This window comes from Pseudomonas sp. WS 5010, assembly GCF_012985565.1.
Lineage (GTDB): Bacteria > Pseudomonadota > Gammaproteobacteria > Pseudomonadales > Pseudomonadaceae > Aquipseudomonas.
In genome coordinates, this window is record NZ_JAAQWQ010000001.1 from 496170 (window position 1) to 513321 (window position 17152).

Here is a 17152-nt window from a genome sequence, read left to right on the forward strand (position 1 = left end):
TTTCTGTTCCGTTGCTCCCCAACCCCTTGTTCAATAACACGCTGGACCTCGAACGGGCGACCGAGTTGCGCGACAAGATGCTCGTGGCCGGTATTCCTCTGTGATTCCAAATCATCGCTGGCCATTTGCAAATAGTGTGAGCCACGCCACGCATGGAGTTCTATCCCTATTGCTTTTAAGCGTGACCCGCTACGCGTAGGCATCCAAGCCTCGCTGAGGTGTCTTCATCAATGTTCATGGTGGGTTAATCCGAGTGCTGTGTGTGCATACAGTAATCGAGGTTTGCGGGTTGTGCGATGTGAGGCGACGAGCTGTAGGGGATTTTGGTTTGGTGTTAGGTCGGCAGGACGCCGGGGTAGGTGTTTTTCTGTCTAATACTACCTGGCGCTAACCCGGCTTCATTGGTCCTAAAGCGCCGCAAATCGCGGCAGGGTTTTAGACGGCGCGCCAGCTAAAGCCACGTACTACATGGCCTTCGCTTCGATCAAGCCCATACTGCTGCATCACTGTCGCGTGGAAAGCCTGAGCGCTACGGGCGTGCCATGCATACGTTATGGTTATGTCGCGTTAAGCTGCACCCCACGGAAGGAGCCACGCACAAGGAAAGGCTATGACTCAGGATTTTGTAGGGCTGGGAGTACTGCTGGTCGTCGCCTGGATGGTTGCCATCGCGCTTATCATTTACGTAGCGGCCAAATAGAAAAGTAAAGCCCCGGAGTGCGCCGCTCCAGGGCTTCTATTCTCGCCTCCATTCATTGATGTCTGGAGAGCGCGGTTGACGGATATCAAAAACTTAAGCGGCAAGCATCAGATATGGATCTTGCCGCTATTCACTGGCTTTTCGAGCGGCCAGTCTTTTCTTTACCGTGATATTGAAAGAGTAGGTAGGCTCTCACGCCGAGAGCTGCGAGGCATACAACCATGCCTACGATGAATTGAAATGTGGTCATGGTCTCCCTCCAAAACACCCAACAGAGAACCATCTCATTCCATACTTCCTTAAGCAAGGTGGGACTTGTTACCGGTTGTGGCGTCTGGAGTGGTGGCTTTAGGTGTGCTGTATTTGTTTGTTGCTGCGGTTTTGGTTGTGTTCGGTCGGCAGGACGCCGGGGATGGCGCGTGACTTTTGCGTGACTCTCTCACGCACTTGTAAGCTCTTGTGGGCATTCGATTGCAGCGAGCGCCAGTAAAAACAGCCATTTCACAAGGGCTTACGGTGTTGCTGCGTGCATGGGGTGCTAGGGGTAGAGTGTTCGAATCACTCCGTCCCGACCATATTTTTCAATGACTTAGCCCGGTGCCGAAAGGTCCGGGCTTTGTTGTTTCTGAGATTCGAACGCTTTGGTCACCGTTGGGTCACCGTTAGCGAAAAGCTGGTAACCCTCTTTATGTAGCTCATCGCGCTGAAGTCAGCCAAAGCTGATTAATCTTGGTGGTATTCCGCGCCAAAATGAAACCGTGTACTGATGCCTCGTTAGCCCTAAGCGCCTTAGCCTTCGGCATCAGGCTAAGCGCCGGTCCATGTATCATGCGGTCCTCCGCTTTGCCTTGCTCGTTAATTACAAAGGACACACGATGCCCTCGCTAAGCGTCCACCAAGTTTGCGGCCGGCACTCCTGCTGACCGTGTGGCTCCAATCTGTAGTTTATTTCCAGAGCATCTGAATCACTGCTGCCGTCCTATTCTTGCCGAGATCTCTGGCAGTTTGCCGCCCCACTCCCTTGCAGGAGTGGGGTGGTGGGTTTCGGTATTAGTATTATTTATATATCCATATGTTAGACATGGATTCATTGAGGTAGAGCTTGCATTTCTCATAGCCGTCATCAACCTATAGATCCTACCCATACATCCATTCAAGGCAGCCATCCCATCACGCTCATCCCTCAAGAAGGGATGAGCTCAGCCAGTGACTGAACAAGCTCCTAGCGCAGTTACACCTGCAGAACGAACTGTAAAAATTTACAGAATCCACTGAGTTGATGTACCTACTCAGTGGATCATTCCCATGACATACCAGCCCAAGCGTCACCCTGACAACAGCAATCTCCACCTACACTGCGAGAGCACCTTCCGTGGGCTACCCGTGCTGACCGCGCACGTGCCCTTCATTACCCAATACCTCGAAGGCGTCTATGAAACCACTCGGTTGGCGCTGAGCGCTCACCGTCGAGTGTTCGCGTTACGGTTCGACCTGCATTTCCCAGATGACGACTCCGTCCCTGAATCAGATAACACTGTCATTTCCAGATTTGTCGATTCGTTGACCTTCAGAATCCAATCAGCACGGGAGCGTTCCAGGCGACTGAATGGTTCTGCACATCAGACACAAGTGCGCTGGTGCTGGGTCAGGGAGATCGGGCGAGAGGGTAGACCGCATTACCACTTCGTCCTATTGCTTAACCGGGATGCGTACCACACCGTGGGATACTTTGACTCAGCACGAGAGAATACATACGGCCGCATTCATGCTGCATGGGCCAGTGCGTTGAGAATGCCTATCGATGATACCAATGGCTTGGTGCATATCCCTGACAACGCTGAGTACCAACTCACTCGGAATGATCCAGTGGTGATGGACCAGTACTTTCGTCGAGTGAGCTACCTCTGCAAGGCAGCTACCAAGGTGTACGGCAATCGCTGTCGTGTGTTTGGTTGCAGTAGAGGGTGAGTGAGCCAGCGCTGCAGACCAAGGTGCCCATCAGTAGTGTTGTCGGTTTAACAGAAAACCCGTTTACCCAAAGTCTGGGACACCCTCACGGTTAATAGATTAATTGTTGATCATTTCGTAAAAAAGCGTAACATTGCCAGCCATGATACTCGAACAGCTCAAAGCCCTGGGCAATGACACTCGCATGCAAATGATGGAGTGGCTCAAAGACCCACTTAATAATTTCCCACCTCAGGATCATGGCGATCCTGCCATAGGGGTGTGCGTAACCCATTTGCAGCACAAGGCAGGGCTTTCGCCTTCTACCGCGTCTGCACACTTAGCAATATTGCAGCGCGCAGGCTTCGTGCTAACCACCCGCATCGGAAAGTGGACTTACTACCGGCGCAATGAGCAGGCGATTGACGACTTTGCGGCTAGGCTGATCATCGAGTTGTAATTTTTGAGTTATCATTTCGTTATTTCGCGTAATTAGAGAACATAAGGAATCCCCCCCATGAGCAGCAAAACGATCTTCGTCCAACCCGGTGGTGGCTATGAAAACGTTGTGGTTGGCAGCAGCGAAGTCCGAGCCGCAGCGCGTGGCGAAATCACCGTACGCCTCCACGCCAACTCGCTTAACTACCACGACTTCGCGGTGGTCAGCGGCATGTGGGGCCCTAGCGAAAAACGCATCCCCATGGCCGATGGTGCAGGTGAAGTCATTGCTGTCGGCCCAGATGTCACTGAATTCAAGGTGGGTGACTCGGTCGTCAGCACCTTCTTCCCGGAGTGGATCGACGGTGCGCCACTGGTTGAAGGCTTTGTTAGCGTGCCAGGTGATGGCATTGACGGCTACGCTCGCGAGCAAGTGACGGCCAAAGCCACATCGTTCACCCTCGCGCCTACTGGCTACAGCCATGCCGAAGCGTCGACGCTTACCACCGCCGGCCTTACTGCATGGCGCGCGTTGATGGCCGATGACTCACTCAAGCCGGGCGACACCGTGCTCGTTCAAGGCACTGGTGGCGTTTCAATTTTCGCCCTGCAGTTCGCAAAAATGGCCGGTGCTACCGTCATTGCTACCTCTTCAAGCGACGAAAAACTTGAACGTCTGACAGCGCTAGGCGCTGATCATGTGATCAATTACCGCAAAGACCTTAACTGGGGCGAAACTGCACGCGCTCTAACGGGTGGCCGTGGTGTTGACCACATCATCGAAGTCGGCGGCCCTGCGACGCTTGAGCAATCGATGATTGCAATTCGGGTCGCTGGTCACATCTCCGTCATCGGGATATTGAGTGGCGTAAGCGGTGCAATGAATTTTGTACCGGCACTGATCAAGCAAGTGCGTCTGCAGGGTGTATTGGTGGGTAGCCGCAGCCAACAGCAAGACATGATCCGTGCCATCAATGCTAATGGCATGCGCCCCATTATTGATCGTCATTTTCCGTTGAGCCAGATTGTCGAAGCGTTCAAGTATCAGGAAACCAATCAGCATTTCGGCAAAATCTGCCTGGATATCTAAGCGACACATCGTCAGAGGACGCATGCGACGTGTGCCTCTGGCTTTTCAGTCAAGGCTCGTCCTTTCGACAAACGACTCATCGCCCCAGATGTTGAGCCATCCGCAGGATGTCGGCCTCGGTGGCCTGTGGGCTCTTAGGGAAACTCTTATATGGACGCCTCCCGAAGCTCAAGGGGGTATTCGTGCTGACGTATAGGTAGGAGCAGTCTTATATCCGGCCTGTTTGTGCAGGCCGACAAGCCTACTCGCCCTGATAGAATCTGCTGACGAGGCCGAATATGCTGGCAAACGTAAGCAGACCCGCCGCGAGCGCTTCCTGATCGAGATGGGTCAGGTAGAGCCCTGGAAGGGCTTGCTTGCCTTAATCGAACCGCATTATCCAAAGGGCGAAGGGGGCCGTCCGGCGTATCCGTTGCTGGCCATGTTGCGGGTTCATCTGATGCAGAACTGGTTCGGCTAAAGCGATCAGGCGATGGAAGAGTTCCTGTATGAAACGACGATTCTGCGCCAGTTCGGGGGGTTGAATCTGGATAGGATTTCCGATGAAACCACGGTCCTCAATTTCCGTCGTTTGTTGGAAAGACATGAGTTGGCGGGCGGAATTTTGCAGATCCTCAATAGCTATCTGGGTGATCGTGGCCTGCTGATGCGTCAGGGCTCGGTGGTCGATGCGACGATCATTCACGCGCCGAGTTCGACCAAGAACAAGGACGGCAGACGCGTTCCCGAAATGCATCAGACGAAATGTATGGTCAGCCCACCTCCCGCAACCCAGCGTGATGAACGGTAAAACATGCTTGCGCTAATGTATCCGGGCTCATGGTGAGCACGGTCATTAGCGCTCGGCCCTTGATGAGAAGTCGCTCCCAACAGTCCTTGATAAAAGGATCAGCTACGAACAAAGCTATCTTCGTCTTCAGGTTTTCAGTCGGGATGTTTGCCGTTTATCGTCATCATCACTGTCGTCGCAAAAGCCGGTGGTAATTCGGTTAGATCAAGCCGTTTGTTGCACGTTGTAGCTACCGCCTCGGGCTAACACAGCCCAGACGATTCTTGCCATTTTGTTGGCTAGCGCACAGGCGACCTTGTTCGGCGGCTTGCGAGCCAAAAGCTTTCTTACCCAGGCTCCGAGCGCATCGTTTCGCTTGTCGATTCGGATCATCAGTGCGTGAGCGCCTTGCACCAGTAGGCAGCGCAGATACTTGTCGCCGCGTTTGCTGATGTCGAGCAAGCTCGTCTTGCCACCGGTTGAATACTGTCGAGGCACCAACCCGAGTGAGGCGGCAAAGTCGCGCGAGCTTTTGTAAGTCGAAGCGTCGCCGACATCCGCCAGCAGCGCGCTAGCGGTGAGAGGGCCGATGCCGGGGATGCTCAACAAGCGCATGCCGGCTGCGTCCTCAGACAGTTGCTGTTTGATCTCGACATCGATGGTTTTGATATCTCGAGTCAGGCGTTGAATATCGAGCAGCATTCGCTCAACCGCATTGCGCAGTCGAATCGGCAGTTCGTGGTTTTCCATTAACGCCGGTACCTGCTCCAGAGCCGCATATCCAACGGGGAAAATGATGCCGAACTCCAACAGAAAGCCGTGCACCTGGTTGATGATTCCCGTGCGATTATCCACCCAAGACTTGCGCAGCTTGTGCTCGGTCGACAGGATTTGCTGCTCAAGGGTCTTTACCGGAACCGAGTGGGTTCTGGGTCGCGACGCTGCTTCGCAGATGGCCTCTGCATCGATAAAATCATTCTTGTTGCCGGGGACGTAGGCCTTTACATGCTGCGCCGCGATTAATTGCACTCGATGGCCTAAGCTTTCGATCTGCCTAGCCAGCCACTGCGAGCCGCCGCAGGACTCCATGGCAATTTTGCAGGTTGGCAACTGCGTCAGATACGGCAGCAATTGGCTACGATTGAGCTTCTTGCGCAAGAGCTGGTTTCATCTGGCGTCCTGGCCATGCAAGTGGAAGGTGTTCTTGCCGATATCGATACCCAGAAGCGTCACGGTATTCATGAGAGATCCTCCTCCGGTAAAGAGAGAAACCCGGTAAGTCTAGACTCACTGGGTTTCTCGAGCAGGGCTGACCATCTCATTAAAGGAAATATGTATTTCTTCAGGATGAAAGTGCACGTCGGCTTCGACGCCGAATCAGGCTTGGTACATGGCCTGGTGGGGACTGCGACGAATGTGGCGGACATGACGCAGGTCGATCAGTTATTACACGGCGAGGAAACTTACATGTGCGGCGATGCGGGTTGCACCGGCGTGGACAAGCGTCTTGAGCATCAGAATCGCAAGATGATCTGGTCGATTGCCGCCCGGCCCAGCAGCTATAAAAAGCAGGCGGAAACGAGTTTGATCGGCCGCCTACGCCGCAAGATCGAACACGCGAAAGCGCAGGTACGGGCCAAGGTTGAGCACCCATGTCGGGTGATCAAGCGCCAGTTTGGCTATACGAAAGTGCGCTTTCGCGGTTTGGCGAAAAACATCGCTCAGCAAACGACCTTGTTCGCGTTGTCAAATCTATGGATGGTGCGAAAGCGGATGTTGAATGCGGGAGAGGTGCGTCTGTAATGCGGGCTGATCGCCCTGAAACAGCACGATCAGAGGAAAGAGCCGTGAATTAAAAACAGGAAGCGTCTGTTTTTCGGCCGACTTGGAATTTCTTGAACCTCAAGCAGCGAGGGCATCAAAAATCGGTGGGTATTTCAGACCTTCCCTAGATGTTGAGCCATCCGCAGAATTTCGGCCTCAGTGGCCTGTAGGCTCTTAGAGTAAGTAGCCATGGCAGGCTTAGAGTCAGCCACGGCTGTGTGTTAAAAAGCTCAACTCAGTTAGCGTCTATATTCAGTGCTCGTTTATAGCTAGTCTGATTTTCAAGGTTGCGAATATAGCTCTCGATATGTGGGAATTTGCTCCCGGATTTGAGCCAGTTGAGCGCGCCTTTCACGACAAACCCCAGCATGAAGTCTGCTCCGGTGAGTCGCTCTTCGACTAAAAACGTCCTACCATTCAGGTAGTCGTTTAAATATGAAAAAACTTTATTAAATTCTTTTTCAGCGTAATCATTAAGAAACTTGAGATCGGTTCCGGATTGTATTTCAAACTCATTAAATACTTTCAGCAAGAACGGAAGCATTGCTGAACTTTCTGAGAAGTGAATCCATTGTATATAGTCGATGTGCTCAGGCGAAAGTTCATCTGGTGCTAAATGAGGAGCGAATTTTTTTATCAAAAGCTCCGTGATCGCGCCAGACTCCGCAATTATCTTTCCATCCAGTTCTATAACTGGAGACTTGCCAAGGGGGTGAATAGCTCTCAGAGCCTGGGGGGCCAGATGGGTTTTTTCATCACGCTGATACCGGATAATTTCATACGGTTCGCCTATTTCTTCCAGTAACCACAGAATGCGAATCGACCTTGAGTCATTAAGGTGATGAAGTCTTATCATGATTTTTACGCCTTTGAGTAATCACCGTAAGGTGGTGTCACGTTGCGTGAGGCTATCCACAGGTTGATATTCCAACTCGCAACGAGTGAGTGGGAAATTGTATCTGTCGATATGCGACCAGTCTACTAGATCAATAATTTAAGTACTCTCATAGCCATCGAGGTCATATCCCGTCCGGCTTGGCGCGGATCTAAATTCATAGGTTAATCTCTAATGGAAGGGCAGTGCCTCCAGAAGCCTAAGGCGCTTTAGGCAAGCTTAGGGTTGGTGCTTGCAAGGATTGCTGCGTTGTCGGGCCGCCGAATGTGAGGTGGCGCGTATGTTGTTTTGTGCGGCTGTGAGAGACAATTGCTATGATTTCATCAGCAATCTCATATAGACGACTGGTCTATTTTTTTGGTATCTTGTGCAAATGAAACCACGCTATGATGCTACGCGCCAACATTTGCTCGACACAGGCCACCGAATGATGGTGGTCAAGGGATTCACCGGTGTTGGGCTTAACGAGATTTTGCACGCGGCAAGTGTGCCGAAGGGCTCGTTCTACCATTACTTCAAATCCAAGGAGCAGTACGGGCAGTCCTTGCTCGAGGATTACTTTCGCAATTATTTGGCGAATATGGACGAGCGCTTCGCCGTGACGGGGAATACAGCTCGTGAGCGACTCATGGAGTACTGGCAGAAATGGCTTGATAGCTATTGTGAGCCCTGTGATGAGCAAAAGTGCCTGGTAGTTAAGTTGAGCGCCGAGGTGGCGGATCTTTCGGAGGTGATGCGTATCACTCTTCGCGACGGAGCAGATCAAATAATTGAACGTATTTCTGGTTGTCTCGAGCAAGGGCGCCTCGACGGTTCCTTGCCTCAATGTGATGCTTACCTAACCGCTACGGCCCTATACCAGCTTTGGCTTGGTGCAAGCCTGCTGAGCAAGCTGCACCGTAATAGTCGGTCGCTAGAAAATGCCATGGCAACTACTCAGGTCATGCTGGCCTCTGAGAAGGCTTGATTGCGAGATCGCCCACCCACAGGTGGGTTGCTTTACCTGAAAAATAGCAGACTGGTCTAATCTATTGTCTGTTGATACGACTGTTTTTTCAACACCAGCCAAGGAATTTGAAGATGCCCCAATCAAAGCAAATCAATCGAAGCGTTGTTCTGGCGTCGCGTCCACATGGTGCGCCTGTCGAAGCGAATTTTCGTATTGAACAAGGCCCAATTCCTGAGCCCGCAGAGGGGCAGGTACTTCTGCGTACTATCTATCTATCACTCGATCCTTACATGCGTGGTCGCATGAGTGATGCGCCGTCCTATGCCCCTCCAGTCGAAGTGGGAGGGGTAATGGTGGGTGGCACTGTATGTCGTGTGGTTGCCTCAAAGCATCACGCCTATAAAGTGGATGACTGGGTTCTGTCTTTCAGTGGTTGGCAAGACTATGCCTTGTCCGATGGTAGCGATCTGACCCCGCTAGGTGAGACGGCGGCGCATCCGTCTTATGCCTTGGGAATATTGGGCATGCCAGGTTTCACCGCCTACATGGGGTTGCTGGACATTGGTCGACCTACGGCAGGTGAGACTCTGGTGGTTGCTGCTGCCACCGGGCCGGTCGGAGCAACTGTGGGGCAGATTGGGAAGATCAAGGGGTGTCATGTTGTAGGCGTTGCAGGCGGGGAAGAAAAGTGCAGGCATGCCGTGGAAGTTCTGGGTTTTAATGTTTGCCTGGATCACCGTGCGCCAGACTTCGCTGAGCAACTGGCTAAGGCTTGCCCAGCGGGTATTGATATCTACTTCGAGAATGTCGGCGGAAAAGTATTCGATGCGGTACTGCCGCTGCTGAATCCAAAGGCCCGAGTGCCTGTCTGCGGTATTATCGCGCATTACAACGATACTGCTTTACCGAACGGGCCAGATCGTTTACCTGCATTAATGGGCACCATTCTACGGAAGCGCATTAATGTACAAGGATTTATTATTTTTGATGATTATGGTCATCGTTATAATGAGTTCTTTAAAGAGATGTCAAGCTGGTTTGCTGATGGTCGTATTAAATATCGTGAGGAATTAGTAGTCGGATTAGAAGAGGCGCCTAAAGCATTTATTGGACTGCTAGAGGGTCGTAACTTTGGAAAGTTAGTTGTTTGTGTGAGTGACGAATAACTTATTATTGATGTGTCCGTAGAGTTTTTACCCTGCCATTGTTACTACTCTTTGGCAGGGTTTTTTTTAAAAAAAAACAGTCCGTTTTAAGTGATCGGCTAGGAGGTGTGATTATGAATTCCCGCAGCAATATGTCGCACAAATTACACTCCGCGTTTTGGCGCGTTGTGGTTGGTTGTATAGGTCTTTATCCGACACTTTTACTTGTGCTGAGTTTGTTGGGTCCACTCACGCGTAATCTCAGTTTTCCATTAATGGTGCTGGTTGAGGTGGTGGTGTTGGTCCCTGTTACCCAACTCGTATCTTTTCCACTTGCGGGGTGGTTGGTTTCTCGTTTGAGGCGTATTGCTTAATAAAAGCTGCTGAATATTTTTAATATATCCCTGTGTGCTGATTAGTAATGAAGACTGTCGGCTCATTAAAAATACTAGTCTGAGGAATGAAGATGCAAACGCTAATCATCAATGGACAGTCGCACCAAGTCGACGTGCCGCAGGATATGCCTCTGCTTTGGGTCTTACGCGATGTGCTTGGCCTCACCGGGACAAAATACGGCTGTGGTATTGCTCAGTGTGGCGTTTGCACCGTGCATCTTGATGGTCAGCCGATACGTTCGTGCGTGACCCCTGTAGCTGCTTTGACGGGCCGCTCAATCACCACCATTGAGGCCATCGGTGAGACTGCTGTCGGTCAAGCCGTTCAACAGGCTTGGCTGGCGCATGAGGTGGTGCAATGCGGTTACTGTCAGTCAGGGCAGATCATGGCGGCCACTGCTCTGCTGCAGAGCCAGCCCGCGCCAGACGATCAGGCGATTGATGCTGCAATGGCAGGCAATCTTTGTCGCTGCGCCACCTACACCCGTATTCGCACAGCCATCCACAGTGTTGGCCGTGTAGAGGAGGCGTGAGATGAAGAAGACAATCGAAATGAATGTTGATATGTCCCGTCGCCGTCTCTTGCAAGGCAGCGGTATCGCGGTCGGCGGCTTGGTGTTGAGTACCTGGCTACCGCCGTTGGTGTCCAAAAGCGCTGCCTCCGAGGCTGCTGCTTTAGGCCGGCTGGGTGATCGCTCCGCTGAGGGGTTCGGGGCCTTTGTGCGGGTGGGCCCAGATGGCGTGGTCACGGTGATCTCGCCGAAGATTGAAATGGGTCAGGGCGCGCAAACTGGTATTGCAATGATGGTGGCGGAGGAGCTTGAGGTCGATTTGGATAAGGTAGTAATCCAGGAGGCCCCACCGAACTCCGCACTGTATACCGATACCCTGCTTCAGTTTCAGGCCACTGGTGGCTCGACCTCTACCCGTTACACCTGGGAGCCGCTGCGTCGGGCGGGCGCTACAGCGCGCATCCTGTTGATTCAGGCGGCAGCGCTGCAATGGCGCGTCGCGCCGAGCCTGTGTCATGCGCAGAATGGCCAGGTGTTTGGCCCCAAAGGCCTGCAGGCTGACTACGGCGATTTGGTCGAGGCCGCTGCGACGCTGCCGTTGCCCGACGCGGTGCCGCTGAAAACCCCCGAGCAGTTCAAGCTGTTGGGCACTCCCGCGCAACGCCTGGACACGCCCGCGAAGGTCAACGGCAAGGCGCGCTTTACCATTGACCTGCAAATCCCCGGGATGCTGGTGGCCTCCAGCATCACCTGTCCGGTGTATGGCGGACGGCTGCGTTCGGTTGATGAAACTGAGGCGCGACGGGTGTTAGGGGTGCGCGACATCGTGCGTTTGGACAATGCCGTGGCCGTTACCGCAAGTAACTTTTGGGCCTGCCAGCAGGCCATCAAAGCGTTAAAGATCGAGTGGGAACTTGGGTCGAACGCAACTATAGGCTCAAAGCAACTGGACCAGGAGCTGCTAGCCGCAAGTAGCCGTGATGGCGTGGTCGCTAAGCGCACAGGCGATATTGAGCAAGCCAAACAGGGATCTTCCAGCCAGTTCGAGGCCGTTTACGAGCAAGCGCTGTTGTCGCATTCGCCGCTTGAGCCCATGAGCTGCGTGGCTCATGTGCGTAAAGATGCGTGCGAGCTATGGGTGGGCACCCAAGTGCCGGTCTTCGCCCAACAGACGGCCGCCCAAGTCACCGGGCTGCCTGTGGAAAAAATCCAGGTGCACAATCAATTGATCGGTGGGGCATTTGGCCGGCGTCTGGAGTTCGACTTCATCACCCAAGCAGTGGCCATCGCGCGTCAGGTCGATTACCCGATCAAGCTGGTCTGGAGCCGTGAGGAGGACATGACCCACGACCTCTATCGGCCGCTCTATGCCGATCGTATGCAAGCCGCCCTCGATAAGCAGGGGCGTCCGCTGGGCTGGGAACACCGTATCGCTGGTGCCTCGATTCTCGCCCGCTATGCCGGCGGCTTGCCTCCCAGCGGCGTGGATGCCGATGCCGTTGAAGTCGCGGTGGAGCCCATCTACCGCCTGCCGCATTTGCAGGTTCGCTATATCCGCCAGGAGCCGAGTGTCGTGCCCGTGTCCTGGTGGCGAGGCGTGGGCCCTCTGCGGGGGACGTATGCCCTGGAGTGTTTTATTGATGAGCTGGCGCACAATGCCAAGGCCGACCCGGTGGTCTACCGTTTGGAGCTGTTGGCGGACCAGCCACGTGCCCAGGCGGTGCTGCGCTTACTTGCTGAGAAGAGTGACTGGTACCAGTCTTTACCTGCTGGGCAGGGTCGTGGTGTGGCAGTAAGTTCGGTGTTTGGCAGCTATGTAGCAACTCTCGTTGAGCTTGAGATGCAGGGCGAATTTGGCTTGCGCATTAAACGCTTGATCAGTGTTGTGGACTGCGGCTTCGCGACTAACCCGACGTCGGTCTTGGCGCAGGTTGAAGGAGGGACATTATTCGGTCTGTCTGCTTCGTTGTTCAACGAGATTCTTATCGAGAACGGTCAGGTTCAGCAGACCAACTACCACAACTATCGGCAGCTGCGCATAAGTGAGGCGCCAGCAGTTGAGGTGCACCTGCTGTCTAGCCTGGAAGCACCGGGCGGAGTCGGGGAAGCCGGTACTGCGCTGATCGGTCCAGCTTTGGTTAACGCTCTCTACGCTGCTTCCGGTACGCGCATTCGTCGGTTACCACTTAGCCGTGCTGGCTACTATCCGGTTTGAGGAGTTACTCATGAATATGATAACAAGCTGGCTATTGCTCGCTAGCGGATTCCTGATGGCGCAGTTTGCGTATGCGCAGGACGACTTACTCGCTAGGGGCGAGTATCTTGCGCGCGCTGCAAATTGCGTGGCTTGCCATACCGTGCCCGGTGGTAAACCCTTCGCCGGTGGTGTCGAATTTAAGCTGCCATTCGGCTCGCTTTTTTCGCCCAATATCACTCCAGATAAGCAAACTGGCATCGGAGCCTGGACTGATGATGAGTTCGTTAGCGCGCTGCGAACCGGCGTGGGGCGCGATGGCAAACACTACTATCCAGCATTCCCTTATACGTCCTACAGCAAGATGTCGCGTGACGACATCCTGGCCATCAAAAGCTATCTCGATAGCCTGGAGCCAATCGAGCAGGTGGCTCGAGAGAACCAACTGAACTTCCCGTTCAATCAGCGTTGGGGGATGTTTTTCTGGAATATGCTGTTCCTGGACGACAAACAATTTCAAACCGAGGCCCAGCACTCTAACGAGTGGAATCGAGGCAAATACCTAGTGGAAGGTCCTGGCCACTGTGGTGAGTGCCATTCGCCTCGGAACCTGTTCCAAGCTGTCAGCAAAGACCGTTCGCTTGCCGGTAACCTGATACAGGGTTGGAACGCTTACAACATCAGCTCTGACCCGATACATGGCGTCGGTGCCTGGCCCACGGACGTGCTGGCGCGTTACTTGAAAGACGGCGCGGCGCCCGGATTCGGGTTGTCCACCGGGCCGATGGCGGAGGTGGTGGAGCACAGTCTGAGCCATCTGACCGACGCCGATCGTCACGCGATCGCCGTTTATCTCAAGGACTCACCGGCGCGCAGCGAAGGTGTGGCTCGTCCGCAGCAGGCTAAGCTTGCACCGCAGGGGGGCGACAATGCCCTTGGCAACAAACTGTTCGCCGAAGCCTGTTCTAGTTGTCACCGCTGGGACGGGGCCGGAAACCAGAGTCAGACGGCCATGCTACGGGGTCTAAAGACGGTCAACGATCCTGCCGCCAGTAACTTGCTGGGCATCCTGCTAAATGGGCATGGTTCGACCGACACCCGGGTAGATCGACGCATGCCGTCGTTCGGGACCATTTACTCCGACCAGGAATTGGCTGCGCTGAGCAGTTTCGTACTGAAACGCTTTGGCGAGACTGGTGCGCAGGTATCTGAGCAAGCTGTGGCCAAGCGCCGTACCGAGTCCCTTCATTGAGCCGAGGTGCCTCATGTCTGGTTTGATTCCACTGCTGGATGTACTCCTGGCGGAGCGCAATGCTGGCCGAGAAGCGGTGCTTGCGACCGTGGTAAAAGTCGACGGCTCTGCGTATCGGCGACCAGGAGCGCGGATGCTAGTCTCGCGCTTCGGCAGGCCCGAGGGGACCATCAGTGGTGGCTGCCTTGAGGCGGAAGTCGCCAGAAAAGCCTGGTGGTTAACTGAAACTGGGCCTGCACTGCGTAGCTACAGCACCTCCGAGGCGGATGAGGGCAGTGAGGAAGCGCTTAGTTTCGGGCTGGGCTGCAACGGTAAGGTTCACGTATTGTTCGAGCGGCTGCCTGCCAGTGGACCTTGCGCGTTGATTACTGCGTTGCTTGGCGTTCGCGACACCCAGCAACCGGCGGCCATCGCCACGGTGATCGCCAGCCCGGCTGATGGTTCACACCGGTTAGGTGATCGCCTGTTATTAGTGTCAGGACAAAGCGCCGAGGGCGAGTTGCTGCAGTCGGCGCTGGCTGAGCAGATCAGGAGTGATCTCCAACAGACCTTGGTGCGTGGAAAGTCATCCCGATATCTTTACCCGAATGGCACCGACAAGATTGAAGTGCTTATGGAGTACCTGCCGCCCGTGCGGCGTTTGGTAGTGTTTGGTGCGGGCCATGATGCCCAGCCGCTGGTGCGCATGGCCAAGCTCTTGGGCTGGCATGTGACAATCATCGATGGGCGGTCACACTTTGCCCGAGCAGAGCGTTTTCCCGACGCTGACCAGGTGCTGGTTGGCGATGTTGAGCAACCTTTCGCCTACCGTGAACTTGTACGCGGCGCAGCGGTGGCGGTGATGACTCACAGCTTGGTGCAAGACGCGCACTGGCTGCAGGGAGTGTTGCACAGTGAGCCCTGTTATGTAGGGCAGTTGGGCCCGCGTGAGCGCACCGAGCGCCTGCTGGCCGGTATCCACGAGCAGCAAGGCGAGTTGCCGGGGCTGGCGTGTTTGCATTATCCGATTGGCCTGGACCTGGGCGGCGACACTCCGGAAAGCGTGGCTATGGCGATGCTGGCGGAAATTCAGGCGGTGCTCAATGGTCGCAATGGTGGCAGCCTGCGTTTCAGGTCCGCGAGTATCCATGATAGCGACCCAGTGCTGATCGCTAGCGAGACCGAAACCGAAATCGCTTTTGCTGCAGAGGCTTATCGGCGGTTCGCCGTGCAGCCTTGACGACTGATCAACCGAGGAACCTATCAGGATGAATCAAGCCATACGCGTTGTAGCGATACTGACCGCCAAAGGCGGCAAAGAGCAGCAGGTCGAGCAGATTCTGCGAGCTTGCGTGCAGCCCTCGCGGGCCGAAGACGGTTGCTTGTCTTACGTCCTGAGTCGGTGCATTGAACAGGTCGGACGGTTTGTCTTCGTCGAGCGCTGGGCAAGCCATGAGGCGATAGCGCTTCATCGGCAGATGCCCCATTACACGGCCATGGCCAATGCCCTTGGCGAGCTGCTGAGCGATCGTCAGGTTTATGTGCTGGAGGCGTTGGCTGAGGATGGCGAGTCAGCCACTGGCTTCGACACGGACGTGGCTGGGTGATCGTCGATCGACAGGGTCGGCGTTTCCGCAAACTTCGCCTGAGCCTCACGGCTGCCTGCAATTACGCCTGCACCTACTGTGTGGCCGATGGCCGCCGCTTGGTGGCCGCGCGTGATGAGCTGACGGCCGCGTCGATGCTGCGCGCCGTCGAACTGCTCAGGGATGTCGCCGGTATCGACGCGCTGCGCATTACCGGCGGTGAGCCGCTGCTGAGTGATCGGCTGGAGCCTTTTCTGCAGGGCATCGGTGCGCTAGCGTTGCAGGACATCAGCCTGACCACTAATGGACAATTGCTGGCCGGCAAGTTGCCGTTATTGCGCAGCGCGCGCCTTCCGCAAGATCGCAAAGGGCGGCGATCTGCAGACGGTGCTTAACGGCATTGAGCTGGCGCGTCGATCTGGTATGAGCATCAAAATCAATATGGTGCCGATGCGTGGCAGCAACTTCGACCAGGTCATGCCCATGTTGGCGTTCTGCCTGGAGCAGGGCTACAACTTTTCGTACCCAGTTCGTCGGCCAGCGCGAGCTGATGGAGCTTATCGGCGAGTGTTATGTTTTCACACAAACCGAGGCAGCGCTAGATGCCACTGCGCTGCGTTATAGCGTGGGCGAGCGCGGGGCGTTCGGTATTATTGCCAACGAAAGCGCGCCCTTTTGCCGGAGCTGCAGTCGTCTGCGGTTGTCGTCTACGGGCTGGTTATACGGATGCCTATCATCCAATCGCGGACATTTTATGGGCGCGCTGTTGGATCTGCCGACTGAGCAGGCGCAGCCGCAACTGAAAGGGTTGCTCAGTCGTGCGCTGCAGGACAAACAAGACGCCACTTTTACCGGCAGTGCCCTGATTATGAAATCGGTGGGTGGCTAAGGTCGGCCGGCTTGTCGACGTCCAGCAGGATGCCCCTGTCAGCAAGCGTCACTTCTATCACCTGTTGCGCATGGGTGGCGATTAAAGCCTTGGCCCCATTCTCCCCTTGCAGTTGCATCAGCTCCGGCCAAAAGCGCCGGCCGAACAACACGGGGTGTCCGCGCTGGCCATCGCAGTAAGCGACAACAATATGTTCAGCGTGCGCATGCGCGCGCAACTGCAACAGCGTTGCGAGAGTAATCCACGGCATATCCCCGAGCAGCACCGCCACCGCAGTGGCCTGCGTATTTGCCAGGCTCTGGATGCCGGCGGCCAGGCTTGAGCCCATGCCCTGTTTGGCGTGGGCCGCACGTACCAGATGAATGCCATGCGGAATAGCCAAGGCCTCTGCATCATCCTCAGCCTTTAATACGACTCGAACATCGCTGAAGGCTTCTTTCGCGCGCAACAACGTCGCGCGCAAAAGGCTGTTGCCGTCTGCCAGTTGGGCAAGGCGTTTGTCGCTGCCGAAGCGTTGCCCGGAGCCGGCGGCGAGCACTAGGCCGACATACTCAGGCTTGCGGTGCGGTTCTGTCATGTTGAAAAAAT

14 protein-coding genes and 3 pseudogenes are annotated in these 17152 nt (G+C 54.8%); 14 read left to right on the forward strand and 3 right to left on the reverse strand.

The window, feature by feature from the left end; genetic code table 11:
• Positions 1 to 2005: 2005 nt before the first annotated feature.
• From HBO11_RS02410 to HBO11_RS02425, 4 genes and pseudogenes are all read left to right on the forward strand, one after another.
• Entirely contained in the window at positions 2006 to 2668 is a 663-nt protein-coding gene (locus HBO11_RS02410) for an inovirus Gp2 family protein (RefSeq protein ID WP_047300475.1), read from the forward strand.
• 142 nt (positions 2669 to 2810) lie between these two features.
• On the forward strand, positions 2811 to 3107 hold the full coding sequence (locus HBO11_RS02415) for a helix-turn-helix transcriptional regulator (RefSeq protein WP_047300476.1): 297 nt from the start codon (positions 2811 to 2813) through the stop codon (positions 3105 to 3107).
• Positions 3108 to 3164: 57 nt separating this feature from the next.
• Positions 3165 to 4175, forward strand: coding sequence for an NAD(P)-dependent alcohol dehydrogenase (locus tag HBO11_RS02420; RefSeq protein ID WP_047300477.1), 1011 nt, complete (start codon positions 3165 to 3167; stop codon positions 4173 to 4175).
• Positions 4176 to 4425: 250 nt separating this feature from the next.
• Positions 4426 to 4920, forward strand: a pseudogene (locus HBO11_RS02425) (IS5 family transposase); the annotation flags it as partial.
• 249 nt (positions 4921 to 5169) lie between these two features.
• Here HBO11_RS02425 and HBO11_RS02430 read toward each other — a convergent pair.
• A pseudogene (locus HBO11_RS02430) lies at positions 5170 to 6186 on the reverse strand (IS110 family transposase).
• On the opposite strand from HBO11_RS02430, the gene HBO11_RS02435 reads away from it, so the two are divergent.
• On the forward strand, positions 6130 to 6747 hold the full coding sequence (locus tag HBO11_RS02435; protein ID WP_080963906.1) for a transposase: 618 nt from the start codon (positions 6130 to 6132) through the stop codon (positions 6745 to 6747). The pseudogene HBO11_RS02430 and the gene HBO11_RS02435 sit on opposite strands and share 57 nt — an antisense overlap.
• Positions 6748 to 7003: 256 nt before the next feature.
• Here HBO11_RS02435 and HBO11_RS02440 read toward each other — a convergent pair whose 3' ends face one another.
• Positions 7004 to 7624: a glutathione S-transferase gene (locus HBO11_RS02440; protein ID WP_047300479.1), complete on the reverse strand. Its 621-nt coding sequence runs from the start codon at positions 7622 to 7624 to the stop codon at positions 7004 to 7006.
• Positions 7625 to 8036: 412 nt separating this feature from the next.
• Between HBO11_RS02440 and HBO11_RS02445 the strand changes: the two genes are divergently transcribed.
• The 9 genes and pseudogenes from HBO11_RS02445 (at position 8037) to HBO11_RS02485 (ending at position 16564) form a co-directional block, all read left to right on the forward strand.
• Positions 8037 to 8630, forward strand: coding sequence for a TetR/AcrR family transcriptional regulator (locus tag HBO11_RS02445; protein WP_047300480.1), 594 nt, complete (start codon positions 8037 to 8039; stop codon positions 8628 to 8630).
• A gap of 113 nt (positions 8631 to 8743) precedes the next feature.
• Positions 8744 to 9778 (forward strand): NADP-dependent oxidoreductase, encoded by a 1035-nt coding sequence (locus tag HBO11_RS02450; protein WP_047300481.1) that lies wholly within the window; start codon positions 8744 to 8746, stop codon positions 9776 to 9778.
• Between the two features lie 131 nt (positions 9779 to 9909).
• Positions 9910 to 10131 (forward strand): hypothetical protein, encoded by a 222-nt coding sequence (locus HBO11_RS28785; RefSeq protein ID WP_170058834.1) that lies wholly within the window; start codon positions 9910 to 9912, stop codon positions 10129 to 10131.
• A gap of 92 nt (positions 10132 to 10223) precedes the next feature.
• Positions 10224 to 10685 (forward strand): (2Fe-2S)-binding protein, encoded by a 462-nt coding sequence (locus HBO11_RS02460; protein WP_010562382.1) that lies wholly within the window; start codon positions 10224 to 10226, stop codon positions 10683 to 10685.
• Position 10686: 1 nt separating this feature from the next.
• Entirely contained in the window at positions 10687 to 12879 is a 2193-nt protein-coding gene (locus HBO11_RS02465; protein WP_170058769.1) for a molybdopterin cofactor-binding domain-containing protein, read from the forward strand.
• A 10-nt stretch (positions 12880 to 12889) separates the two neighbouring features.
• A complete protein-coding gene (locus HBO11_RS02470; protein WP_047300482.1) occupies positions 12890 to 14110 on the forward strand; it encodes a cytochrome c in 1221 nt (406 codons plus the stop codon).
• A 13-nt stretch (positions 14111 to 14123) separates the two neighbouring features.
• Positions 14124 to 15329, forward strand: a complete 1206-nt coding sequence (locus HBO11_RS02475) for an XdhC/CoxI family protein (RefSeq protein WP_047300483.1) — start codon at positions 14124 to 14126, stop codon at positions 15327 to 15329.
• 28 nt (positions 15330 to 15357) lie between these two features.
• On the forward strand, positions 15358 to 15696 hold the full coding sequence (locus HBO11_RS02480; protein WP_047300484.1) for a putative quinol monooxygenase: 339 nt from the start codon (positions 15358 to 15360) through the stop codon (positions 15694 to 15696).
• Positions 15693 to 16564, forward strand: a pseudogene (locus HBO11_RS02485) (radical SAM protein). The gene HBO11_RS02480 and the pseudogene HBO11_RS02485 overlap by 4 nt, the downstream one beginning before the upstream one ends.
• Here the strand turns inward: HBO11_RS02485 and HBO11_RS02490 are convergent.
• On the reverse strand, positions 16542 to 17141 hold the full coding sequence (locus HBO11_RS02490; protein ID WP_038443632.1) for a nucleotidyltransferase family protein: 600 nt from the start codon (positions 17139 to 17141) through the stop codon (positions 16542 to 16544). The pseudogene HBO11_RS02485 and the gene HBO11_RS02490 overlap by 23 nt on opposite strands.
• Positions 17142 to 17152 lie beyond the last annotated feature (11 nt).